Source organism: Dysgonomonas sp. BGC7, assembly GCF_001261735.1.
In the GTDB taxonomy this organism is placed as follows: domain Bacteria; phylum Bacteroidota; class Bacteroidia; order Bacteroidales; family Dysgonomonadaceae; genus Dysgonomonas.
Window position 1 is genome coordinate 538,925 of the sequence record NZ_CVRP01000007.1, and the last position, 22,046, is coordinate 560,970.

The 22,046-nt window shown below is 37.4% G+C and carries 18 protein-coding genes; 5 read left to right on the plus strand and 13 right to left on the minus strand.

Annotated features, from left to right (window positions below; all coding sequences use genetic code 11):
• Positions 1 to 11: 11 nt before the first annotated feature.
• The 5 genes from BGC7_RS07590 to BGC7_RS07610 all read left to right on the plus strand — a co-directional run bounded on the left by BGC7_RS07590 (position 12) and on the right by BGC7_RS07610 (position 9,720).
• A complete protein-coding gene (locus BGC7_RS07590; RefSeq protein ID WP_050700950.1) occupies positions 12 to 1,787 on the plus strand; it encodes a right-handed parallel beta-helix repeat-containing protein in 1,776 nt (591 codons plus the stop codon).
• Between the two features lie 157 nt (positions 1,788 to 1,944).
• Complete coding sequence (locus BGC7_RS07595) at positions 1,945 to 3,030, plus strand: SGNH/GDSL hydrolase family protein (protein WP_050700951.1); 1,086 nt, start codon at positions 1,945 to 1,947, stop codon at positions 3,028 to 3,030.
• 30 nt (positions 3,031 to 3,060) lie between these two features.
• Positions 3,061 to 4,713 carry an alkaline phosphatase gene (locus BGC7_RS07600; protein ID WP_087880055.1) on the plus strand — a complete coding sequence of 551 codons (1,653 nt, stop codon included), beginning with the start codon at positions 3,061 to 3,063 and terminating at the stop codon, positions 4,711 to 4,713.
• Positions 4,714 to 4,972: 259 nt separating this feature from the next.
• Positions 4,973 to 6,232, plus strand: coding sequence for a Gfo/Idh/MocA family oxidoreductase (locus tag BGC7_RS07605; RefSeq protein WP_050700953.1), 1,260 nt, complete (start codon positions 4,973 to 4,975; stop codon positions 6,230 to 6,232).
• Between the two features lie 20 nt (positions 6,233 to 6,252).
• Positions 6,253 to 9,720: a DUF1080 domain-containing protein gene (locus BGC7_RS07610; protein WP_050700954.1), complete on the plus strand. Its 3,468-nt coding sequence runs from the start codon at positions 6,253 to 6,255 to the stop codon at positions 9,718 to 9,720.
• Between the two features lie 95 nt (positions 9,721 to 9,815).
• Here BGC7_RS07610 and BGC7_RS07615 read toward each other — a convergent pair whose 3' ends face one another.
• From BGC7_RS07615 to BGC7_RS07675, 13 genes are all read right to left on the minus strand, one after another.
• Entirely contained in the window at positions 9,816 to 10,769 is a 954-nt protein-coding gene (locus tag BGC7_RS07615; RefSeq protein ID WP_050700955.1) for an N-acetylornithine carbamoyltransferase, read from the minus strand.
• 149 nt (positions 10,770 to 10,918) lie between these two features.
• Positions 10,919 to 11,836 (minus strand): acyltransferase, encoded by a 918-nt coding sequence (locus BGC7_RS07620; RefSeq protein ID WP_082206537.1) that lies wholly within the window; start codon positions 11,834 to 11,836, stop codon positions 10,919 to 10,921.
• Complete coding sequence (locus BGC7_RS07625; RefSeq protein ID WP_050700957.1) at positions 11,833 to 12,021, minus strand: hypothetical protein; 189 nt, start codon at positions 12,019 to 12,021, stop codon at positions 11,833 to 11,835. The genes BGC7_RS07620 and BGC7_RS07625 overlap by 4 nt, the downstream gene beginning before the upstream one ends.
• The gene (locus BGC7_RS07630) at positions 12,018 to 13,271 is read right to left on the minus strand and encodes a glutamate-5-semialdehyde dehydrogenase (protein WP_050700958.1); all 1,254 of its coding nucleotides are present in this window, start codon (positions 13,269 to 13,271) and stop codon (positions 12,018 to 12,020) included. The genes BGC7_RS07625 and BGC7_RS07630 overlap by 4 nt, the downstream gene beginning before the upstream one ends.
• 2 nt (positions 13,272 to 13,273) lie before the next feature.
• Positions 13,274 to 14,347: a glutamate 5-kinase gene (gene proB / locus BGC7_RS07635; protein WP_050700959.1), complete on the minus strand. Its 1,074-nt coding sequence runs from the start codon at positions 14,345 to 14,347 to the stop codon at positions 13,274 to 13,276.
• Positions 14,348 to 14,468: 121 nt separating this feature from the next.
• Positions 14,469 to 15,635, minus strand: a complete 1,167-nt coding sequence (locus tag BGC7_RS07640; RefSeq protein WP_050700960.1) for a glycerophosphodiester phosphodiesterase — start codon at positions 15,633 to 15,635, stop codon at positions 14,469 to 14,471.
• 28 nt (positions 15,636 to 15,663) lie between these two features.
• The gene (gene cysS / locus BGC7_RS07645) at positions 15,664 to 17,139 is read right to left on the minus strand and encodes a cysteine--tRNA ligase (RefSeq protein ID WP_050700961.1); all 1,476 of its coding nucleotides are present in this window, start codon (positions 17,137 to 17,139) and stop codon (positions 15,664 to 15,666) included.
• 71 nt (positions 17,140 to 17,210) lie between these two features.
• Positions 17,211 to 17,534: a hypothetical protein gene (locus BGC7_RS17855; RefSeq protein WP_157258680.1), complete on the minus strand. Its 324-nt coding sequence runs from the start codon at positions 17,532 to 17,534 to the stop codon at positions 17,211 to 17,213.
• Positions 17,535 to 17,536: 2 nt separating this feature from the next.
• Entirely contained in the window at positions 17,537 to 18,520 is a 984-nt protein-coding gene (gene dusB / locus BGC7_RS07655; RefSeq protein ID WP_050700963.1) for a tRNA dihydrouridine synthase DusB, read from the minus strand.
• Positions 18,521 to 18,791: 271 nt separating this feature from the next.
• Positions 18,792 to 19,472, minus strand: a complete 681-nt coding sequence (mnmD, locus tag BGC7_RS07660) for a tRNA (5-methylaminomethyl-2-thiouridine)(34)-methyltransferase MnmC2 (RefSeq protein WP_050700964.1) — start codon at positions 19,470 to 19,472, stop codon at positions 18,792 to 18,794.
• Between the two features lie 13 nt (positions 19,473 to 19,485).
• The gene (ispF, locus tag BGC7_RS07665) at positions 19,486 to 19,971 is read right to left on the minus strand and encodes a 2-C-methyl-D-erythritol 2,4-cyclodiphosphate synthase (RefSeq protein WP_050700965.1); all 486 of its coding nucleotides are present in this window, start codon (positions 19,969 to 19,971) and stop codon (positions 19,486 to 19,488) included.
• Positions 19,972 to 19,995: 24 nt separating this feature from the next.
• Positions 19,996 to 21,189 (minus strand): type IX secretion system outer membrane channel protein PorV, encoded by a 1,194-nt coding sequence (gene porV, locus BGC7_RS07670; RefSeq protein WP_050700966.1) that lies wholly within the window; start codon positions 21,187 to 21,189, stop codon positions 19,996 to 19,998.
• 136 nt (positions 21,190 to 21,325) lie between these two features.
• Complete coding sequence (locus tag BGC7_RS07675; RefSeq protein WP_050700967.1) at positions 21,326 to 21,952, minus strand: fumarylacetoacetate hydrolase family protein; 627 nt, start codon at positions 21,950 to 21,952, stop codon at positions 21,326 to 21,328.
• Between the last annotated feature and the right edge of the window lie 94 nt (positions 21,953 to 22,046).

Consider the following 22,046-nt stretch of genomic DNA (forward strand, 5'->3'; position numbering starts at 1 on the left):
AATGAGTTCTTATGACTAAAGTATCAAAATATATAAATTTTATATTTCTCGGAATACTATTAGCTTGTTTTGCATCATGTTCCGATGATGAAGGGCTTGGTAGTTTTACCCCGAAAATTCCGGAGTTTTCTTTCGATAAAACAATGGTTAATGCAACTAAAGATGGAGGTGATTATAGTGTAAATGTAATATCGAATCTACCTTGGAGAGCAAAATCGAATGCCGATTGGATTTCCTTTAAAAGTGAAAATGGGCTGGGTGACGGTAAATTTGAATTTACAGTAACCCGCAATCGTACAATTCAGGAGCGTTCTGCTGATATTGTTGTATGGGTTACAGATGAGGAATTAAAGACCATAAAAGTAATACAGGCACCTAGTGAAGCTAGTGACTTAGTTGTACACTATTACGTGAAAGCGGATGGTGATGCAGCCAACGATGGACTTTCCTGGAGTACACCTGTTACTCTCGAAAAGGCAATGGATGAAATGGTCGATGGCGACTTCTTGCATATTGCAGCAGGAACTTATAAGCCTACTCGTATCTTGTCGGGCGGAAGTACCAGTAATGCGGGTGATATAACTTTCGAAATACATAGTAATGTTACACTTATTGGAGGATATCCTGCTGATGCAGCAGAAGGAGCTGTGTCAGATCCATCTGTGAATAAAACAATATTGAGTGGGTTGCACAATAGTGGACAGGCATTTCATACGGTTGCAGTGTCTGCTCCTATAGCCACAGGAAAGAAAGTATTGCTTAAAGGTCTTTTAATAAAGAACGGAAAAGCAGCGGCAAGCGGTACCGGTAGCATAAGTATAAATGGGGTTCCGTTTTATCGCTTCTATGGTGGAGGACTCGTTTCCGGCAAATCATTAGTCGAAGTTGTAGATTGCGAAGTCTCTGATAATATTTCAGGACTACATGCCGGAGGAGTTTATATTGCCGGAGGCGGAACTGTCAAGTTCGAAAACACTGTAATAAAGAATAACGTAGCGACTACTAATTCGTCTAATTGTGGAGGTGTATTTATTGATGGTTCTACAGTCTTTTTCAATAATTGTTCTGTAGTAAGTAATTCTTGTACAGGTGTAGGAGCAGGTATTTATGCTTTCAATAGTAGTACACCTACCTATACATATATTTATAATACTACTGTTGCTTATAATAATAATGATGCCAATGCTGCTAATCAGACTCGTAGAGGAGGAGGATTTTATGGACGTGAGAATTCGGTGACAGTAATAGTAAACTCCACCTTCTATGGAAATGAAGGCGGACATGGAGCCGGCATCAGTATCTACGGGGCATCGGGTAGTGCTGCTAAATTGGATATAATCAATTCTACAGTATCGGCAAACAAGGTTTATAATAATGGTGGAGGTATTGAAGTTGCCAATGCTTTTGCTACAGTAAATTCTTATAATACTATTCTTTCAGGTAATACTGCCGGAGGAACAGGTAATGATTTATTTGGTACAGCTAAGTTTTATAATAGTATAAATGCTAATAAAATTTATAATGTAGATGGAAATGACGTTAGTGGGCTTACTTTTGATCATACTACAATGCTGGGAGCCTTGAGTAATAATGGAGGAAAAACAGAAACTTGTGCTTTGTTAGGAGGATCTGCCAATCCGGCAACGACTCAGGGTATGACCTCCGGTGCATTAGAGGCTTTGGGTACAAACTATTCGCCTGCTATTGGTGCAGATGTTATAACAAAAGATCAGACAGGTAAATCCCGTATTGGAAAAACAGTTATTGGGGCGGTGGTTCCTAATTGATTAAATGCAGTCTTTGAATTGTGAGGTAGTTTTGAAAATAATTAAGGTTTCTTTTCTAAGAATTTTATTTCAGACTGCCTCACATATTCTTATCTTTGATGATGAAAAAGAGCTCTGAAATATAAGCTGACATATCTATACCTAAATCTTAGAATTAATGAAAACAATTTTGTTAAAAAGACAACTGTTTATCTGTGTACTATTATTTTCTACATGCTTTTCCTTATTTGCTCAGGATATTGTATATACTGATGCTACAAATCTAAACCTTATAGGAAAAGCGAACTCTATACCTCACTATTATCATAGGGTGGATACAGCCAAATACAATGATATGCCGTTGAATGTGAAAAAGCTATTTACTAACTCTGCGGGATTAGCAATTACTTTCAAAACCAATAGTAATATAATTACAGCCCGATGGTCTACTGTCAGTTCCAAAACGGGTAGTAATATGACAGCTATAGCTAATAAAGGGCTTGATCTCTACATAAAGCGTGATGGTAAATGGATCTTTGCAGGGGTGGGACGCCCTACAGAGAATTTTACTACAGCCAAGATTGTAGAAAATATGCAAGATGGAGAAAAAGAATGTTTGTTGTATCTGCCATTATACGATGAAGTGAAAAATTTAGAAATAGGGGTTGCTAAAGGAAGTATTATAGAATCATTAGAGAGTCCTTTTAGGAAAAAGGTTGTGATATATGGTTCCAGCATTTTGCAAGGAGCATCTGCTTGTAGGCCGGGCATGGCATACCCTGCTCGTATGGCTAGAAAAACAGGTGTGAACTTTATTAATCTGGGATTAAGTGGAAACGGGAGAATGGAAGCTTCTGTAACTAATATGATTGCAGATATTGAAGCAGAAGCTTATATTCTCGATTGTGCTCCTAATCCAAGTCCAGAAGAAATTACTCAACGTACCGGATATTTAGTAAATACTATACGGAAACATCATCCTAAAGCTCCCATTGTTATGATTCAGAGCGTGGTTCGCGAAAGTGGTAACTTCGATATGAAAGTAAAAGAAAGGGTTGCTGCTCAAAACAGAAACTTTAAAATAGAATTTGAGAAATTGAAGTCAGCGGGAGTCGATGATCTTTATTATATCGAAGGAGATCTTTTAGGTTCTGATCATGAGGGAACTACAGATGGTATCCATCCTAATGATATAGGATTCGATCGGATGCTTAATATAATAGAGCCGATAGTGATCGATATTCTTAATAAATATGGCATTTAAGTTTTATGTCTTTTTAAATTAAATATAATAATGAAAAAACAGTATTTGTATTTTATCCTGTTGTTTCTTGTCATTTGTGGAGGAAGCTCTGCACAGCAACGGTATAAGAGACCTGTGAGGCCTGTGAAAAATGTTATTCTGATGATTCCTGACGGTACATCTACGAGTGTATTGTCTATTGCCCGTTGGTATCAACGTTATAATAACGGAGCTCATAATTTGAATTTGGATCCTTATTTGTGTGGATTGGTGAAAACATATTCATCTAACTCTCCTATACCTGATTCTGCTCCGGCTATGTCTGCATACACTACCGGAGTGCCGGCTCAAAAAGGAAATGTGGCTATTTATCCTCTAGTAGATGTTAAGCAAGATATAGATCCGATAGATCCGACAATGGCTTATCAACCTTTAGTTACAGTCCTGGAGGCTGCAAAATTTGAAAAGAACAAAGCAACAGGAGTGGTTGTTACCACCGATTTTTGTCATGCTACCCCCGCTGCATGTGCTTCACATTACTATAACAGGGGGGCATATGAATATTTAGGACCTCAAATGGCTTATAATAATCTGGATGTGGTGTTTGGAGGAGGTTATTCTGCGGTAACAGACGATATGAAACAATATTTTAAACAAACGAATACTAAATATTTTCAAGAGGATCTGGATGCTTTCCGTAATTTTTCGGGAAACGAAAAGGTTTGGTCTTTGTTTAGCTCACGTAATATCGCTTATGATATAGATCGTAATGACGCAGCAGAACCTTCTTTGGCTGAGATGACGAAAAAAGCATTGGAGAGGCTCGATAAAGAAGATCGAGGATTCTTCCTTATGGTAGAAGGAAGTCGGGTGGATATGGCTGCTCATGCTACCGACCCTGTCGGTATTATTACTGAGTTCATTGCTTTTGACAAGGCTGTAGGAGAAGCTATTGACTATGCTAAAAAGAATGGAGAAACGGCAGTTGTTATTCTTCCCGATCATGGCAATAGTGGATTCAACTTCGGCGATAAAACTCTTAAAGCCTATTCGGAAAGAGGATTAGATGATTCTTTTGCCAGTGTTTCTAAATATAAAAGAACTTCGAAGGGTTTGGAGGATATTTTGTTGACTACTAAACCGGAAGATATTAAATCAGTATTCAAAGAATATACTGATATCGACTTGTCAGAAGATGAAATAGATCTGCTAATGTCTTCAAAAAATTATAAAGTAGCAGACTATACTCAAGTGGGAAACACTGCCAATATGGTCTCGAGTATCGCTAAAATTATGACTTCTCATACTCATTTCGCTTTCATTAGTGGAAATCATACAGGAGAAGATGTTTTCCTTGCTGCTTATCATCCTCAAGGAGATATTCCTGTAGGGTTAAATACAAATATCGAGGTTAATCAATATTTATGCGATCTGCTAGGTTTACAGCATACACTTCTGGAACATACTCAAAAAGTGTTTGTAAAACATTCAGATGTATTTAAAGGATATCAATATACAATAGATAATAATCCGAAGAATCCTACCCTTACAGTGAAGAAAGGAAAATCCACATTAGTTATACCTGCATTCAAATCTGTAGGGTATCTTAATGATGAACCTTTCAATATTGGGTCGGTTACAGTCTATATTGATAAAAATAATACATTCTATTTGCCTGCTAATATTGTAGATAAGATACAATAAAATATTGTAAATATCTTAAGAGCCGTAGAGAGATTCTACGGCTCTTTTTTGTTATAAATGTTAATTATGATATAGTCGAAATAGGTATGGCTTCTACGGTGAATATTTAACATTTAGTGCGGTGTATTTATATGGCATAAAGCTCTGATCTTCCATCTTTTTTTATTAATTTCGAGACCTAAAGTAGAAGTACCAATGAAATTAACATTTGAGGAATAGTTGTCTCCAGATAACTTCCCTCAGAATATAGAATCTAATTATGACAAAAACAAACCGAAGGGATTTCCTGAAAACTTTAGGATGCTTAACAGCTCTTACTATTGTACCTCGTCATGTACTAGGTAATGGATATTTGGCTCCCAGCGACCAACTGACCAAAGGAATTATTGGAACAGGAGGTATGGGACGTGGACACTTAAACTATGGAGGCACGCGTCTCGTCGCAGTTTGCGATGTGGACAAGAAGCACTTAGAATTGGGGATGAATCTTGTGAAGGATAAAATCGCAGGTTATCATGATTTCCGAGATCTTATTCTGGATAAAAATGTGGATATTGTACATATAGCGACCCCTCCTCATTGGCATGGTATTATGTCGGTTGAAGCAGCCAAAGCAGGAAAAGATATTTGGTGCGAAAAGCCAATGACACGGACTATCGGAGAAGGTAAACGTGTAATGGAAGCTGTGAAGCAATATGGCAATATGTTTCGTCTTAATACCTGGTTTCGTTTCAAAGATAATTTCTATGGATTAGGTACTCCTGTAAAACCTCTTAAGAAGCTTGTGCAAAGCGGTATGTTAGGTTGGCCTTTGAAAGTAACTATCAGTCAGCATACTGGTTTCAACTGGAAGTTCTTCTGGGTAGGAAAAGAATATCTGGCACCTGAGCCTGTTCCGGCAGAATTAGATTATGATATGTGGTTAGGGCCAGCTCCTTATAAGCCATATAATTCTCACCGTGTACATTCCACCTTTCGTGGCTATTGGGATTATGATGGTGGTGGATTAGGCGATATGGGGCAGCACTATATAGACCCTGTTCAATATATATTAGGTAAAGATAATATAAGCCCCGTAAAAGTAGAAGTGGATGCTCCACAACAGCATCCCGATGCTATCGGAACTTGGCGTTCTATAACCTTTACTTACGATGATGGTTGTCAGATTGTGCTTTGGGGTGAAGATTATGGAGACTCTAATACTCCATATATATCAGGTCCAAAAGGTAATGTATACAAAAACTTTGTATGCGATATCCCCGATTGGGAAAAGAAGCTAGCCGATTATCCTGAGCCGGAACCTCAAATGACCGATTTTATAGAAAGTGTAAAAACCCGTAGGCCATTTGCTCTTAACGAACAAAATGGATTCCGTTCGTCTACAATCGTAAATATGGGTATTGTAGCCTTACGACTGAATAGAACATTGCATTTTGATCCAATAAAGCTCGAATTTATTAATGACGAGGCAGCTAATCGTTTGTTGGATCAGCCGATGCGTTCACCTTGGAATATTTAATATAAAAACGAACACGAATAATGAAAAAAATATATTTATTAGCAAGTATTATCCTATGTTCGGCAATGCTATTTGCACAAGCGCCGGCAAATCGTACTACGCAAACGATTGTAGCAGATGTACTTGCTCAAATGCCTGTACAGCAAGGTGCAAAATATAACAACTTGATGAAAGACCTTAGCGGCACAGGAGAAGAAGGTGTCGTGCAATTGGTGAAAATGATGAACCCTCCGGGCAAAGGGTCAAATGCTTCGGTAGAATATGCCCTTAGTGGATTGTCTCATTATGTATCGGGTCTCACTGTCGATATGCCACGTCTGACAGTTGCTAACGCATATGTAAAGGCTCTTGATCTGGTAACGGATCGAGAAATAAAGGCCTTCATAATACGGCAATTAGAAATAATAGGAAAAGAAGAATCTGTTGCCAAATTAGCGTCATATCTTAACGATGAAGTTCTTAGTGGCCCTGCTGCTCGTGCTTTAGCTTCTATAAATACACCTGAAGGTGGTAAAGCTTTATTAGGAGCATTGGGAAAAGCAGGAAATAATAAAACAAAGGAAGATATTATTTTAGCTATTGCCCATATGCAGCTCGCAGAAGGAGAAGCTCCTCTGAAATCGCTATTAGGAACAGGGGATGAGAAAATGCAAAAAACACTCCTTTATGCATTAAGTCGTGTTGGCTCAAAATCATCTTTACCAGAACTCGCTTTGTTAGCAGAAAAAGCAAATTTCGGAATGGAAAAAACAGGAGCGAACGAGGCTTATATAGCTTTACTAAAGCGTGTTCTGAAACAAGGTGATGTAAAAGAAGTGGAAAAAGCAGCAGCCGATCTTATGAAGAAAGCCTCTAAGGCTGGACAAACACAAAGCCGTGAAGCTGCACTGGAAGTCTTGATGGCAGCAAAGCCTGCTGAAGCGTCGAAGCTCTTAATGAATGCATTGAAAGACTCAGACAAAAATTATCGTAACGCAGCTTTGGCCTTTGCTTCACAATATGCAAACTTAGGTATGTATATTGAGTTGGCGAAGCTCGTACAGAAAGGAAAACCCGAAGTGAAAGAAGATATTCTCAACAGTATCCTTATTGATATAAGAGATACGGAAAAGAAGAAGATGATAGAAGAAATACGTTTGGTTGCAAAAGGTGATGCAGCTGTTTCTTTTATACAAGTTATAGGTAATCTGTTGGATGAAAAACAAAAAGAGCCATTAGAAGTAAGATTGGCTGCTATGCGGGTATTATCTTCTACAGGTGATGCACAGGCAGGTTTGGCTCTGATTGATCAACTTGCAAGTAACGATTCTAAGATAGTGACTCAGGCAAAAGAATCTTTAGCATCTTTTGGTATGGGAATAACATCGGAGGTTGCAGCAGTAATACCTAAGGCTACTGATGCAGGAAAAATCGCAGCCTTAGAATTATTAGCCTTGCGTAAGGCTAATAGCCAAACGGCTGTAGTAATAGAGCAAATAAATACAGGATCGCCATCCGTGAAAGCTGCTGCTTATACAGCCTTAAGAGATGTTGTGTCACCGCAGAATATAAAAGAACTATATTCTATGCTGGAGAGTGCAGAACCTGCGAATATTGCACCAATACAAAAAGCTTTGACTAGCGCACTAAATATATATCCGCAGAATAAGCAGGCCGAAATCGTAGTGAATCAGATGGAGAAAGTAAATAATGGTAAAGAGTATCTGTATTATCCGGTATTGGCCGGAACAGGAGACCCTGCGGCATTAGCTATTATCTCTGATAAATTTACAAGCGAAACAGGAGAAGCTAAAAATGCAGCTTTCCAAGCTCTTGTGGACTGGAAAGGCATAGAGGCAGCTGAAAAATTGTACGCTATAGCTAAAGACGCTTCTGCCTCCGACTATTCTAGCAAAGCATTAGATAGATATATACAACTTGCCTCATCTTCTCTTCTTACAGGAGAAAACCGTCGTATGCTACTTACTAATGCAATGGAGATAGCAAAGACTGATACTCAGAAAAATCAAATATTAAAGGAGCTTGGTAATACAGGTAGCTTCTTAGGAATGGCTCTTGCAGGACAATATCTCGCCTCGAAACCGGTACAACAGGCTGCGGCTAATGCTGTGATGACAATTGCACTGGCTAATAAGGACTTTACAGGGAATATTGTAGAAGATCTTTTGAAAAAGGTTTCTCAGGTATTGGATAATCCGGATGCAGACTATCAGAAACAAGCTATACAAAAACATCTGAATGAGTTGCCTAAAGAAGAAGGATATGCATCTATATTCAATGGTAAAGATCTTTCCGGATGGAAAGGACTGGTAGAGAATCCAATTGCTAGATCTAAAATGAAACCTGCAGACTTAGCTGCAAAACAGGCTGCTGCCGATCAGCTGGCTAAAACTCATTGGCTGGTTCAAAATGGAATTTTGGCCTTTGATGGTAAAGGGCATGATAACTTATGTACTGTAAAACAATATGGAGATTTCGAAATGTTGGTTGATTGGAATCTTGATATAGCAGGACCTGAAGCAGATGCCGGAGTATATCTGAGAGGTACACCACAAGTTCAAATATGGGATACAGCCCGTGTGAAAGTAGGTGCTCAGGTAGGTTCCGGAGGATTATATAATAATCAGAAGAATGAGAGCAAACCGCTTGTAGTTGCAGATAATAAATTGGGGGAATGGAATACATTCTATATTAAGATGATTGGTGATCGCGTAACAGTGAAACTTAATGGAGTTCTGGTTGTAGATAATGTAATTCTTGAAAATTACTGGGATCGTACTCAACCTATATTTCCTACAGAACAGATAGAATTGCAGGCTCATGGCAGTAAAGTCTATTACCGTAATATTTATGTAAAAGAACTGGAACGTCCTGAACCTTTCGAATTGTCTGCACAAGAAAAAAAAGATGGTTATAAGGTATTATTCGATGGTACAAATATGCACCAATGGACAGGAAATACAGTAGACTATATTTTGGAAGATGGCTGTATCTCTATGCATCCAAGTAAGGCTCATGGCGGAAACTTATATACAAAAGACGAGTATGGTAATTTCATATTCCGTTTCGAGTTCCAGTTGACTCCGGGTGCTAATAATGGCTTGGGTATCCGTACTCCTATGGAAGGCGATGCAGCATATGTAGGTATGGAACTTCAGATTTTAGATAACGAAGCACCTATTTATAAGAATTTGAAACCTTATCAATATCACGGATCTGTTTATGGCATTATTCCTTCCGAAAGAGGTCACTTAAAACCGGTTGGAGAGTGGAATTATCAGGAAGTGATTGCTAATGGTGACAATATTAAGATCACATTGAACGGAGTAGTTATTCTGGATGGAAATATCAGAGAGGCTACAAAAGCGGGTACTCCTGACGGAAAAGAACATCCTGGGCTTTTCAATAAGACTGGTCATATCGGATTTTTAGGTCACGGATCTCCAGTTAAGTTCAAAAATATAAGGATCAAAGAATTGAAACCTTAATCGAGAGAACAGAATAGTTTTGAAATAAATATATAAAACGGGCGGAAAGGTAATTTCCGCCCGTTTTATATATGTCAAATTTTTTATTTGCACTGTTATAAGCTTTCCAGCATTCTTTTTATAACTGTCTGAGCAGATATTTCTCTATTGGCAGCCTCTTGTATAACTATAGATTGAGGACTTTCTATAACATCGTCGCTTACTATCATATTGCGTCTTACAGGTAGGCAATGCATAAAAAGAGCGTTGTTTGTCAGAGCCATTTTTTCTGTTGTAACTGTCCATGACATATCTTTACTGATAATCTGTCCATAATTAGGGTCTGCAAAAGCCGCCCAGTTTTTTGCATATACGAAGTCTGCACCTTCCAAAGCTTTATCCTGTTTGTATTCGACTTTTGCTCCTCGTACAAATTGAGGTGCAAGTTCGTAGCCTTCAGGATGTGTAATTACAAAATCCACATCAGCTTCATTCATAAAGTCTGCAAAAGAGTTTGGAACAGCCTGAGGTAAAGCCTTTGGATGTGGAGCCCATGTAAGTACTACTTTGGGTCTGTCTTTTTTCTTATATTCCTCTATTGTTATCAGGTCGGCAAATGCTTGCAAAGGATGACCTGTTGCAGCCTCCATACTAAATACTGGTCTGCCTGAATATTGGATAAATTGGTTTAATATCTTTTCTTGATAGTCATCTTCTTTATTCTCAAATTGAGCAAATGCACGCACTCCGATTATGTCGCAATAGCTTCCCATTACAGGAATAGCCTCCAGTATATGTTCCGATTTGTCACCATCCATGATAACCCCTCTCTCAGTTTCCAGTTTCCATGCTCCCTGATTGATGTCCAGTACCATAGTATTCATGCCCAGATTCATTCCTGCCTTTTGTGTACTCAGTCGTGTACGAAGGCTGGAGTTGAAGAATACCATCAATAAGGTTTTGTTTTCGCCAAGATGTTTATAGGCAAAACGATTCTTCTTTATTTCAAGAGCTTCTTTTATTGCGGCATTCAGGTTGCCAAGGTCTTTTACATTAGTATATGTTCTCATCAAAAAAATCTTATGCGGTTAATTAATTATGATTATAAAGATAGACAATAGTATCGAAACGATTGCACTCAGAGATAATTTATAGATGTTGTCCAACTATGAAAAAGCGTAATCGAAGCTTAAATATTGTTCTCATATTCAATTGTATTCTAAAAAAATATCTTTACTCGTTTGTCGAGTAGATAAACTATATAAGACAATAATGCTGCAATAATTACTACCAATACATATTTATAGATTGTATATTCATAAGGAATCTGTAATGTATATATTACCAAAGGATGAATAAAATATATTCCGGAAGATAAACTTCCGATAAAGGATTTTCCGGAAGACATCATCGGATGTTTTATAACATAAGCAAACAGAGCCGGACAAATAAGAAAAGGTGATAAAAGAAAATCCTGATATATATAAATATCTCTATAAAATACATATTGATAATAAGCTTCCATAACAAGACTTATAGCCCCTATAATAATGCATGAAAGAAGTATTTTGTCAGATATTGAATTTTCTATATCTTTTGCTTTGATATAATATCCCAGTGCGATGAAGGGAAAAGCTAAGGTGATACCGCTCCTGTATAAGTATAGGTATTCGTGATGTTCTTTACTGAAAAAATATCCTACAATAAATGACAATAGAGCTATAAGAAGGATAAGGTTGTCTTTTTTTACAATCTTTTTTAGAGCAAAGAGAAATAGGATACCAACAAATAGAGCCGGAAGATACCAAAGGTGGAAATATCCGAATATCAAATTACGTATTGTTGATTTTAAATCGCCTAATGAAAACCAATAAGGGGAATATATTATCGACCAGGTTACATATATTATCAATAAATGTTTTACATAGCTTAATAGCTTTTTAGGCTTATCTAATCTCGAGCATATAAAATAACCGTTTATGATGAAGAATATGGGTACAGCTATTCTCGCAATACCATTAGATACCAGCCACCCAGCCATCTTATGTGATGGAAATAATGGCTGCATATGGCTACTAACAACCAATAGGCTAAGAAGAATCTTAAAATAATCGAGTTTTATATTGCGTTCCATCATTCCGTCGGGTAATTCTTAGTATCTCTTTTTCGGTCATACAGCTTTTTACTTTTGTGTATTTTCGTTATACGCTTCCATCCGGGAGATTGAGATAACTCTTCGTCTCTGTCAGCCTTTTTTACGGCTTTTATGTAATCTTCTATCTTTATACTGTTTGTGTTGTTCTTTCTTCTTTTCTTGCTCATGTTCTGGTTTGTCCGTTACCCTCTATTATCCATTTATAAGTGCATAGTTCTTCTAATGCCATTGGCCCACGAGCATGCATTTTTTGTGTACTGATACCAATTTCTGCTCCCAGCCCAAACTGAGCCCCATCTGTAAAAGCGGTAGAAGCATTTGCATAAACACAGGCTGCATCTATTATTTTTTCGAAAAAAGAGATTGCCTCTTTATCTTCACTGATGATGGCTTCACTATGTTTCGAACTATATTTAGAAATATGTGATATTGCTTCTTCGATATTATATACTGTCTTTATAGCCATCTTGTAATCGAGAAACTCTGTGCCGAAACTGTCCTCATCTGCTTTTTTTAATAAATCATAAGAGTAATGAGGGAATAGAGCTTCGTATGCTTGCTTATCGGCATATATGGTTACGTTTTTCTTTTCCAAATCTTCGCATAAGTAGTGAAGGTCTTCAAGTCTTTCTTTATCAATAACGAGGCAATCTAAAGAATTGCAGACACTAACCTTACGGGTTTTAGCATTAGTTATTATATCTTTTCCTTTTCTTAGGTCTCCCTCTGTATGGAAATAAGTATGACATACCCCGGCTCCGGTTTCTATAACAGGTATACGTGCATTTTCTCGTACATAGTCTATTAGTTCTCTGCCCCCTCGTGGAATAATAAGGTCTACATACTCTCGTGCATTTAGTAACTCATCAGTTGCCGATCGTTCATTGGGCAAAAGGGTACATACATTTGGATTTATTCCATTCTGATCTAATACATCCCTTATGATACCAACAATCGCTTCGTTCGAAAAACGGGCATCAGAGCCACCTTTCAGGATGCAGGCATTACCCGATTTGAAGCAAAGAGAAAATACATCGAAGCTAACGTTAGGACGAGCCTCGTATATAATACCGATCACACCGAATGGAACACTTATTTTAGATAAATGCAGGCCATTAGGTAAAGTTTTTTGCATCAAATATTTACCTGTCGGAGAAGACAAATGAACTACATTCCTTATATCTTTTACGATGTCTACTATCCGTGCTTCGTTAAGCAATAGACGATCGTATTTGGGGTTGTTTATGTCCATCCTTTGCAGATCTTTCTGATTCTCTGCAAGAATATAGTACATTTTAGACTCGGTTTCTTTGGCAATAGCTTCCAGTATTGCATTTATTTCTTTTTCTTCCAACAGGTTCAGGCTTTTCGAAACCTCAGATATCAGTTGGAACGTGCTCTGGTGATAGTCGTCCATTTTTATTTTTCAATATATAAATAATCGTAATGAATAATCGCTTTCCTATTATTTTTTCCTATTATTTCTTTTGCTTTTTCGCTGCTGTATGCTGTTCTCCCTATACCTATTTGTTTGCCGGATTCGTCTATAATGCGAACTATATCATCATTTTCAAAGTTGCCGATAATTTTTGTCACACCAATAGGTAAGAGGCTAACAGCCTTATTGCCTAGTAAAACTTCTTTAGCTCCCTCATTGATGTGTAACTCTCCTTTAGTAAAGCCTTCCGAATGTGCAATCCATTTTTTTACACTCGTTGTTCCTTTGGCGGCAGGAACGAAACGGGTAGATAACGCCTCTTTGCTTTTTATCAGATCTGTAAGTATATTATCCTGTCTGCCATTGGCTATAATTACTTCTATTCCTTCTTCTGCCACCTTTCGGGCAATATTATATTTAGTTATCATACCTCCACGTCCAGTAGAGGATTTGGATGATTGTATACAGCTCTCTATATTATCCTTAGGCTCTATTATCCTTAATATCTCAGACTCCGGTTTTGACGGATCACCTGTATATATGCCATTTATATTACTTAAGATAATCAATTTCTTGGCATCCATCATTGTAGCCACCAATCCCGAAAGTTCATCATTGTCTGTAAACATGAGCTCGTTTACAGAAATAGCGTCATTTTCGTTTACTATTGGTATTACTTTATTTTCGAGCATTACCGACATGCAGTTTCGCTGATTGAGATAATGACGACGGGTTGCAAAATCTTCTTTAGTTGCCAGTATTTGTCCACATACAATATTTTGCTGGCGAAAAAGATCCGAGTATCTGTTTATAAGCTTTACTTGTCCTATTGAGGCATAGAGCTGACGGGCAGAGATAGTATCTAACTTTGTCTTTGGCTTTATTTCCGATCTGCCTGATGCCACTGCTCCTGACGATACAAGGATTACCTCTATGTTATTCTTATGCAACTCGCCTATCTGATCAACCAGAGCAGACATTCTAGTGACATCGAGAGTCCCGTCTTTGCGGGTAAGTATCTGACTTCCTATTTTTACAACTATACGCTCTTTCATATAAAAATATACCTAAAGTAACAAAGTTATAATTTTATTTTTAGTAAAATGTTGTTGTAAAAATAAAATAGATAGAAAATAGATATTTGATATTTGTGTAGTCTGATGTAATAATACTCTATCAGAATTTGTTTATTGCCAGCCAAACAGATTTAATCTGCACACTATCATTCAGGGCAGTTATCTTAAAGAATGGTTTCTCATTGTGGAAGAGGTATTGAAATTTATATCTCTTATAGTCGTCATATTTGTTATCTCTTTCAACGTGGAATCCGTTAGCGTCGATAGCAAATTTTCCTTTAGCTTCTACCGTAAAGTATAACGCTCCTAAGTATAGACTATCAGGAACATACTCTTTAAGGGTCAGTGTTTGATCTTTTTTCAGATATGCAATGTCGTCGGATATATTCCCGTCTGTAATGTAGCTATTAAAGTTTCCATCCGTATTGTCGTTATATATTGCATATTCCCGTTTAAAATTGGGGGCAATATCATCGGATATTATACCATCAAATCCCAGTGCAAATATGTTATCAAACTCCTCTTTGGGTACTGTCCATGTTGATGTCAACAGCCCCGATTTATGCATTTTTTCTATATTTTCTTTGTCTATTTCTGTGTATCGAGGATAATAATTGAATTTGTTCTTCAATAAAAACTCTGAATCCTGAACCAGATCCCTATATAGAGGTATTTGTTTATCAAAACTTCTTATATATTCTAGCACCCATGTATCGAAACTGGAAATGGAAAAATTGCCATGTCCTAGCATTCTTACAGCAGTATTATATAGCTTCTTTACATCTTCTTTTTTGAAATATGCTTCCTTTATCTCGATGTAAGGATATATCCTTTCTTCTCTGCATATCGACAAAGCTTCTTCCAATGTCGGGATCGGACGCCGCATGGTTGGATTCTCAGCTGTCAGGACATATTTTTCTCTCAGTTCTTGCAGATTATGTTCGTCACAATATACATTGCCTCCTTCTATTATAGAATAGTCTGATGCATTCCTACATGTTTCGTTAATGGCTATACTGTGCATCAGGATAATATGTCCATCTTTAGTTACATATGTGTCCATTTCTATAAAATCGGCACCTATGCGTCCGGCTAGAGCAATCGCATCCAAGCTATTCCCCGGTGCAATTTTCTCTTCCATAGATAATCCTTTATGGAGAACTATATCAGGCATTTGCTTTGCAGGGCGAGTCGGAGTAGTAGTATTACCACAAGAGAGGAAAAATATAGATAATGTAATGTATATAAGTGTTTTCTTTACGGACATGATCTTTCTTAAAAGTTAGAAATCTTAGTTACTTCAGCTTCCATTCGGCACCATCCTTGCCATCTTTTATATCGAAGCCTGCTTTTGTAAGTTCATTTCTTATTTGGTCGGATGTTGCCCAATCTTTATTTTCTTTTGCTTTTTGACGTATATCTAACAATAGATTAACAGCTTTGCTATATGCCTCGCTATTTTCATTATTAGCATTAGAAGAGTTGTTTTTTATACCCAATATTTCGAATAAGAACGTGTCGAATATATTTTTTAGCTCTTTTGTATCTTCTTCTGTAAGACTTATATTGCCGGCAATAGCAGAATTAATTGTAGTAGCAGCTTCACATAAATGAGCTATTACTATTGCTGAATTCATATCATCATTTAGAGCATCGTAGCATGCTTGTCTTAAGCCTCTGACTTCGGCAGAAGATGTTTCTGCAATCTGAATCTTGTCTATTCTGTTGTATGCCTCAAAGAGCCGTTCCAGACTTTTTTCTGCTGCCTGCAAAGCTTCGTTACTAAAATCGATAGTACTTCTATAGTGTGCCTGCAATATAAAGAAGCGGACAGTCATAGGAGAATAGGCTTTCTCTAACAATTCGTTCTCTCCAGAGAAGAGTTGTTCCAGGGTTATGAAATTCCCTAACGATCTCGCCATTTTTTGCCCTTTCATCGTAATCATATTGTTGTGCATCCAGTATTTTACTACCTGATGCTTTTCTACAGCCGTATTTTGGGCAATCTCACATTCGTGATGAGGGAATATCAGATCCAATCCTCCTCCATGAATATCGAACTCAGTACCTAAATATTTCATACTCATTGTGGAGCATTCGAGGTGCCAGCCCGGAAAACCGTCGCTCCAAGGTGAAGGCCATCGCATAATATGCTCAGGTGATGCTTTTTTCCACAAGGCAAAATCTACTTTGCTTCGCTTTTCGTGTTGTCCGTCAAGCTCGCGTGTAGTATTTAGCATTTCTTCTATATTGCGATGCGACAATATACCATAATTGAAGTCTTTATTGTATTTTACAACATCGAAATATACAGATCCGTTACTTTCGTAAGCATAACCGTTTTTCAGTATTTCCTGTATGGTCTCTATCTGCTCTATAATATGTCCCGAAGCATGAGGTTCTATGCTGGGAGGCAGCGTATTAAGCTCGTCCATTACCTTATGGTATCTGTTGCTGTAATATTGCACAATCTCCATTGGCTCAAGCTGCTCGAGTCGGGCTTTTTTAGCTATCTTATCATCCCCTTCGTCCGCATCGTTTTCCAAATGACCTACATCTGTTATATTACGTACATATCTTACTTTATAACCGATATGTTTGAGATAACGAAAAAGAAGGTCGAAGGTAATACCGTGGCGGGCGTGTCCCAAATGAGCATCGCTGTATACAGTCGGACCACATACATACATTCCCACGTTGGGTGCATGAATCGGCTCGAATAACTCTTTGGTACGGGTAAGGGTATTGTAAATAGATAGTTTTTGTTCCATGATCTGCATATTGTTTTACAAATACAAAAGTACAAAAATACTTTTGCTAAAAAATGCCTCGAGATAAACAATTATAGAAAGACATCCATTGTCACGATTATAGCTGTACAAGTATTAATAAGTGCGACAAAAGATAAAAGTCCTGCTATTATATACCATCTCCCTCCATTTTCCTTTGCTCTGGATGTAAAAACTAAAGAGACTACAGAGAAAGAAAGTGCCAGAATACAGATAGCTGTAAATATGTATGGTGCTAGATTAGTCCAATTTAAAATATCTTCCTTTTTTGTAGAATATATTATACCAAAAGAAAAGATAGATATTGTATTAGAGACTAATGCCGTAATAATTGCAATAAATGTATAAGAAAAGGTATTCTCTGTTTCTTCTGACATATTTAATTTATATCAAATAAAGGTATATTGTCCATAATAGAAAAAAGCTCTTCGACAGATTCGGTACGTAACATTGTTACTCGTGTTTTCTTAAAATCAGGAATGCCCTTAAATAGAGAACTTGCGGCCAAATGTCTACGGCTGTGTATAATGCCGCCACGCTCACCTGAGTATTCAATATTTTTGTTTATCATATTTTTGAGGACATCCAAATACCAACTGAATTCTTTTTTAGGCAGTAATTCTCCTGTTGCGAGATAGTGCTTTGTTTCTTCAAATATCCATGGGCTACCAATACTTCCTCGTCCTATCATTACGGCGTCTACTCCCGTTTCTTCGAATCGTTTTTTTGCAATCTCAGGAGTGGTTATATCTCCATTTCCTATTATTGGAATATGCATGCGGGGATTGTTCTTTACTGCACCTATCAGAGACCAGTCTGCTTCACCCGAATACATCTGTGCACGTGTACGTCCATGTATGGTGAGAGCTTGTATTCCGGTATCCTGAAGCTGTTCAGCCAGCTCTACTATAATACGAGAATCGTTATCCCAACCCAGTCGTGTTTTTACAGTCACGGGTATATTCACTGCTTTTACTACAGCCTTGGTTATCTCTATCATCAGATCGGGCGTCTTCATCATACCCGAACCTGCTCCTTTTCCTGCAACTTTTTTTACAGGGCAACCAAAGTTTATATCGAGAATGTCGGGACTGACTTCTTCACATATTTTGGCAGCCTCAACCATTGGCTCTACTTCACGCCCGTATATCTGTATTGCTACGGGACGCTCGGCATCTGTTATCGCAAGCTTTTCTTTTGTTTTATTTACATGACGTATAAGAGCATCACTTGATACAAACTCGGTATAAACCATATCTGCTCCAAATCCTTTGCAGGTAAGCCGAAAACCCATATCGGTCACATCCTCCATCGGAGCAAGAAATACGGGGTTATCTCCAAATTTTATATTGCCTATTTTCATCGTTTTATCTTAATCATATATTTGCAAGCTACACTTTAGCTCTGTATCTCCTACCCTTTTTCGAAAAGAAGTGGCATTTTAACTAAAAGGTGACAAAAGTTACAATTTTTACTCATTTTTTGCTTGTCATTTTTATGCTACAGAGGAAAGAGTATTTTCTTTATAGATAAAGTTCTAAAAAAATAAATAATGAGCTATTGTATGCATCGGGATGCAAAGATAAGTATCTTTTGGTAAAGGTGGAAAATAGTATATCTTCTTAACTATCGTACTATTTCTGTTCCGGTTTTTTAGCTCTGAGCATTTCTCTCTTTCCTGGAGGACCCGGCAAACGTTCAACTTCGTACCCGGCTTGTTGCATCATTCTGCGTACAACACCTTTTGCGCAATATGTGACAAGTATGCCTCCCCAAGTGGTAATAGAATATAATTTATCAAATATTTCCTGTGTCCACATATCGGGTTGCTTGTCGGGGGCAAATGCATCAAAATATATAATATCAATATTTTCTATAGAAGAAAGGTCGAAGGAGGTAAGGTCTGCCTGTATCTTTTTTAGATGAAATTGTGGGGTGATCTGTATCTCTTCATTCCAGTCGCATTCATGTAATTTATAGAATAAAGACTTGTTTTCTGAAGATTGACTGTCCGTATAATTTAGTTTGCTGATGATGGAAAAAGGCAAAGGGTATAATTCTATTCCTGTATAGTGTATTGCTTTGCTTTCCTTTTGGGATTCTAATAAGGTGAGAAATGTATTTAGCCCTGTTCCAAAGCCTACTTCGAGTATCTTTATATCTTCTTTCCTGCAGGTCTGAAATCCTGTATTGATAAAAATATGGACAGATTCCTGTACAGCACCGTTAGTGGAGTGGTAATGTTCGTTAAGGGTGGGTACAAAAAGAGTGTGAGACCCATCCGATGTTAGCTCTATTTCAGGTTTCACACTCATTGTCAGATCGTGTTTAATTATCTGTTTTTTCTATCAAAGCAACTGCATAAGCAGCAAAGCCTTCTTCTCTTCCTACAAATCCCATTCTCTCGGAAGTTGTAGCTTTTATAGATATGTCATCTATTGATATTTCCAATATATCTGCCATTGTTTTCTGCATGTCAGGTATATGAGGGTTTATCTTAGGACGTTCGGCACAGATTGTAGCATCTATGTTTCCGATTCGATATCCTTTTTCAGACACAACTTCGAGTGTCTTCTTTAGTAATATCTTACTGTCGATGTCCTTGTATTCTCCTGCTGTATCAGGAAAATGGAATCCTATATCTCTGAGGTTAGCTGCGCCTAATATAGCGTCACACACAGCATGAATAAGGACATCCGCATCTGAATGTCCTAATAGTCCCTGAGTATGTTCGATCTTTACACCTCCTAGCCACAAATCTCTATTATCGGCTAAACGATGTACATCGTAACCAAAACCTACTCTTATTTTCATTGTTTCAGTATTCTGTTCGTTGTATTATTTAAATAAATTTTTCATTGCGTCTATGTCAAAAGCAAGAGAGAAACGCAGAGTCTGGTCTAGCGGATTCTGTTGTGCAGTAGCTAACATATAAGCAACATCCAACTGGAATGCAGTAAGTTTAAATCCGGCACCAAAAGACATATATTGTCTGTTACCTTTCATTTTGTTTTCATGGAAATATCCTGTGCGAAGACGAAACTTGTTGTCGTAGTCATATTCAGCACCTAAGGACCACATAATTTCTTTAAGTTCTTCAGAAAATCCACCGGGAGCATCACCAAAAGACTTAAATATGCCTGAAATAGGGTTACCTGTTCTATAGTCTTTCATATCGTTATCATATTTGGCTTTCATCTCATTGTATTCTTCATCAGTTTGCCCTTCACCTCTTTCTTTAAGGACAGGAGGAGTAGGTACAAGGTATTTATTGAGGTCTACACTGAATGATAGAGTGCTTACATCGTTTACCGGATACATAAGAGATGCTCCTACACGAAGGTTTGTTGGAAGATAATCATTTCTACTACCTCCATCTGTTGAAATTTTAGTACCGATATTTGATATATTGAATCCAAAACTTAATAAGCTTTCCGATTGGCCTATGTTTATATAAGATTCATTGTATCCGGCCACATCTGCTGCCCATGCATTTCCGGCCGATATTTCTTCATTTGCTCCCGAATAGTCGGTGCGGATGTAACGTACTGTTACCCCCCCTGAGAACGTTTCTGTCAATTTGCGGGAATAGCCTATGTCGAAAGCCATTTCGTAAGGAGCAACTTTTTGTAAAAATTCACCGTATTGGTCAGTAATATTTACATCTCCTATCGAGAAATAACGGATAGATGCACTAAGCGCCTGATTGTTTTCATTTCCTAGTTTGTAGTAGCCAACTCCATATACAAGCGCTACTTCATTTACTATTTTTCTCAACCAAGGAGTGTAGGAAAGTCCAAATCCGGCTTTACTCGGTGAAAAAGCATATTTTGCAGGATTCCAGTGTTGCGAATAAACATCGGGTGCAGTAGCTACACCTGCATCTCCCATACCTCCACCTCTGGCATCAGGTGCTATAACCAACGATGGCATAGCTGTTGGTATAGGATTTATATTATCCTGTGCAAAGGCTGTAAATGCGCTAAGAAGACAAGCATTAATCAGCAAGGCTTTCTTTAAAATAGTTTTCATTTATTCTTTTTTAATTTTAGTAATCAATCAAATTTGGTTAAGGTGTTCGTTGTTTCCTTTATTTATAAAGGAGAACTCCATTTTATGATATTTATTGTTTCTATTTCTCTTTTTAACATTTATAGCTTAATATATTCTAACATATATGTAGGTCTAAAAGTTTTTGACCTTCCACATTTCCGCATAGATGGTCTCCAATAGATACTTTACCTACACCTGCCGGAGTTCCTGTAAATATAAGATCCCCTGTCTTTAAAGTGAAAAAGCGGCTTGCATAGGCTATAATTTTATCTACGGAATGTATCATTTCTGTAGTATGTCCTATTTGTACTACCTTTTCGTTTATCGAAAGTTCAAAATTTAAATTGTCAATGCTCTTTTCTAACTTATCTTTGGATATAAATGATCCTATTGCAGCAGAATTGTCGAAAGCTTTGGATATTTCCCAAGGTAAGCTCTTCTTCTTTAGTTCCAACTGTATGTCTCGGGCTGTGAAATCTATTCCAATGGTTATTTCATTATAATATCTGTGAGCAAAGCGTTCGGCTATGTTTTTTCCCATTTTATCAATTCTTACTACAAGTTCTGCTTCATAGTGTATGTCGGATGAGAAATCGGGAATATAAAAATTTTGCTTGTCTGCAACTAAAAGAGCAGTGTCGGGTTTCATAAAAAGAACAGGGTCATCCTCTTTTTTAGATAACTCTCTTTGCATTTCTTTGTTGTGAGACTGATAATTGAGTCCTACGCAAATTATTTTCATTTGTAGTGATTGGTAAGTTAGGGTCTTAAGACCGGCTTTTGTCTATTCTTGTATAAGTTCTAATTAGGAGTCATAAATTAGAATATGATACTAA

Bases quoted from the DNA above. Each gene is read 5' to 3' on its own strand.
- BGC7_RS07590 (WP_050700950.1), top strand. From the start codon at position 12: ATGACTAAAGTATCAAAATATATAAATTTTATATTTCTCGGAATACTA.
- BGC7_RS07595 (WP_050700951.1), top strand. From the start codon at position 1,945: ATGAAAACAATTTTGTTAAAAAGACAACTGTTTATCTGTGTACTATTA.
- BGC7_RS07600 (WP_087880055.1), top strand. From the start codon at position 3,061: ATGAAAAAACAGTATTTGTATTTTATCCTGTTGTTTCTTGTCATTTGT.
- BGC7_RS07605 (WP_050700953.1), top strand. From the start codon at position 4,973: ATGACAAAAACAAACCGAAGGGATTTCCTGAAAACTTTAGGATGCTTA.
- BGC7_RS07610 (WP_050700954.1), top strand. From the start codon at position 6,253: ATGAAAAAAATATATTTATTAGCAAGTATTATCCTATGTTCGGCAATG.
- BGC7_RS07615 (WP_050700955.1), bottom strand. From the start codon at position 10,769: ATGAGAACATATACTAATGTAAAAGACCTTGGCAACCTGAATGCCGCA.
- BGC7_RS07620 (WP_082206537.1), bottom strand. From the start codon at position 11,836: ATGATGGAACGCAATATAAAACTCGATTATTTTAAGATTCTTCTTAGC.
- BGC7_RS07625 (WP_050700957.1), bottom strand. From the start codon at position 12,021: ATGAGCAAGAAAAGAAGAAAGAACAACACAAACAGTATAAAGATAGAA.
- BGC7_RS07630 (WP_050700958.1), bottom strand. From the start codon at position 13,271: ATGGACGACTATCACCAGAGCACGTTCCAACTGATATCTGAGGTTTCG.
- proB (WP_050700959.1), bottom strand. From the start codon at position 14,347: ATGAAAGAGCGTATAGTTGTAAAAATAGGAAGTCAGATACTTACCCGC.
- BGC7_RS07640 (WP_050700960.1), bottom strand. From the start codon at position 15,635: ATGTCCGTAAAGAAAACACTTATATACATTACATTATCTATATTTTTC.
- cysS (WP_050700961.1), bottom strand. From the start codon at position 17,139: ATGGAACAAAAACTATCTATTTACAATACCCTTACCCGTACCAAAGAG.
- BGC7_RS17855 (WP_157258680.1), bottom strand. From the start codon at position 17,534: ATGTCAGAAGAAACAGAGAATACCTTTTCTTATACATTTATTGCAATT.
- dusB (WP_050700963.1), bottom strand. From the start codon at position 18,520: ATGAAAATAGGCAATATAAAATTTGGAGATAACCCCGTATTTCTTGCT.
- mnmD (WP_050700964.1), bottom strand. From the start codon at position 19,472: ATGAGTGTGAAACCTGAAATAGAGCTAACATCGGATGGGTCTCACACT.
- ispF (WP_050700965.1), bottom strand. From the start codon at position 19,971: ATGAAAATAAGAGTAGGTTTTGGTTACGATGTACATCGTTTAGCCGAT.
- porV (WP_050700966.1), bottom strand. From the start codon at position 21,189: ATGAAAACTATTTTAAAGAAAGCCTTGCTGATTAATGCTTGTCTTCTT.
- BGC7_RS07675 (WP_050700967.1), bottom strand. From the start codon at position 21,952: ATGAAAATAATTTGCGTAGGACTCAATTATCAGTCTCACAACAAAGAA.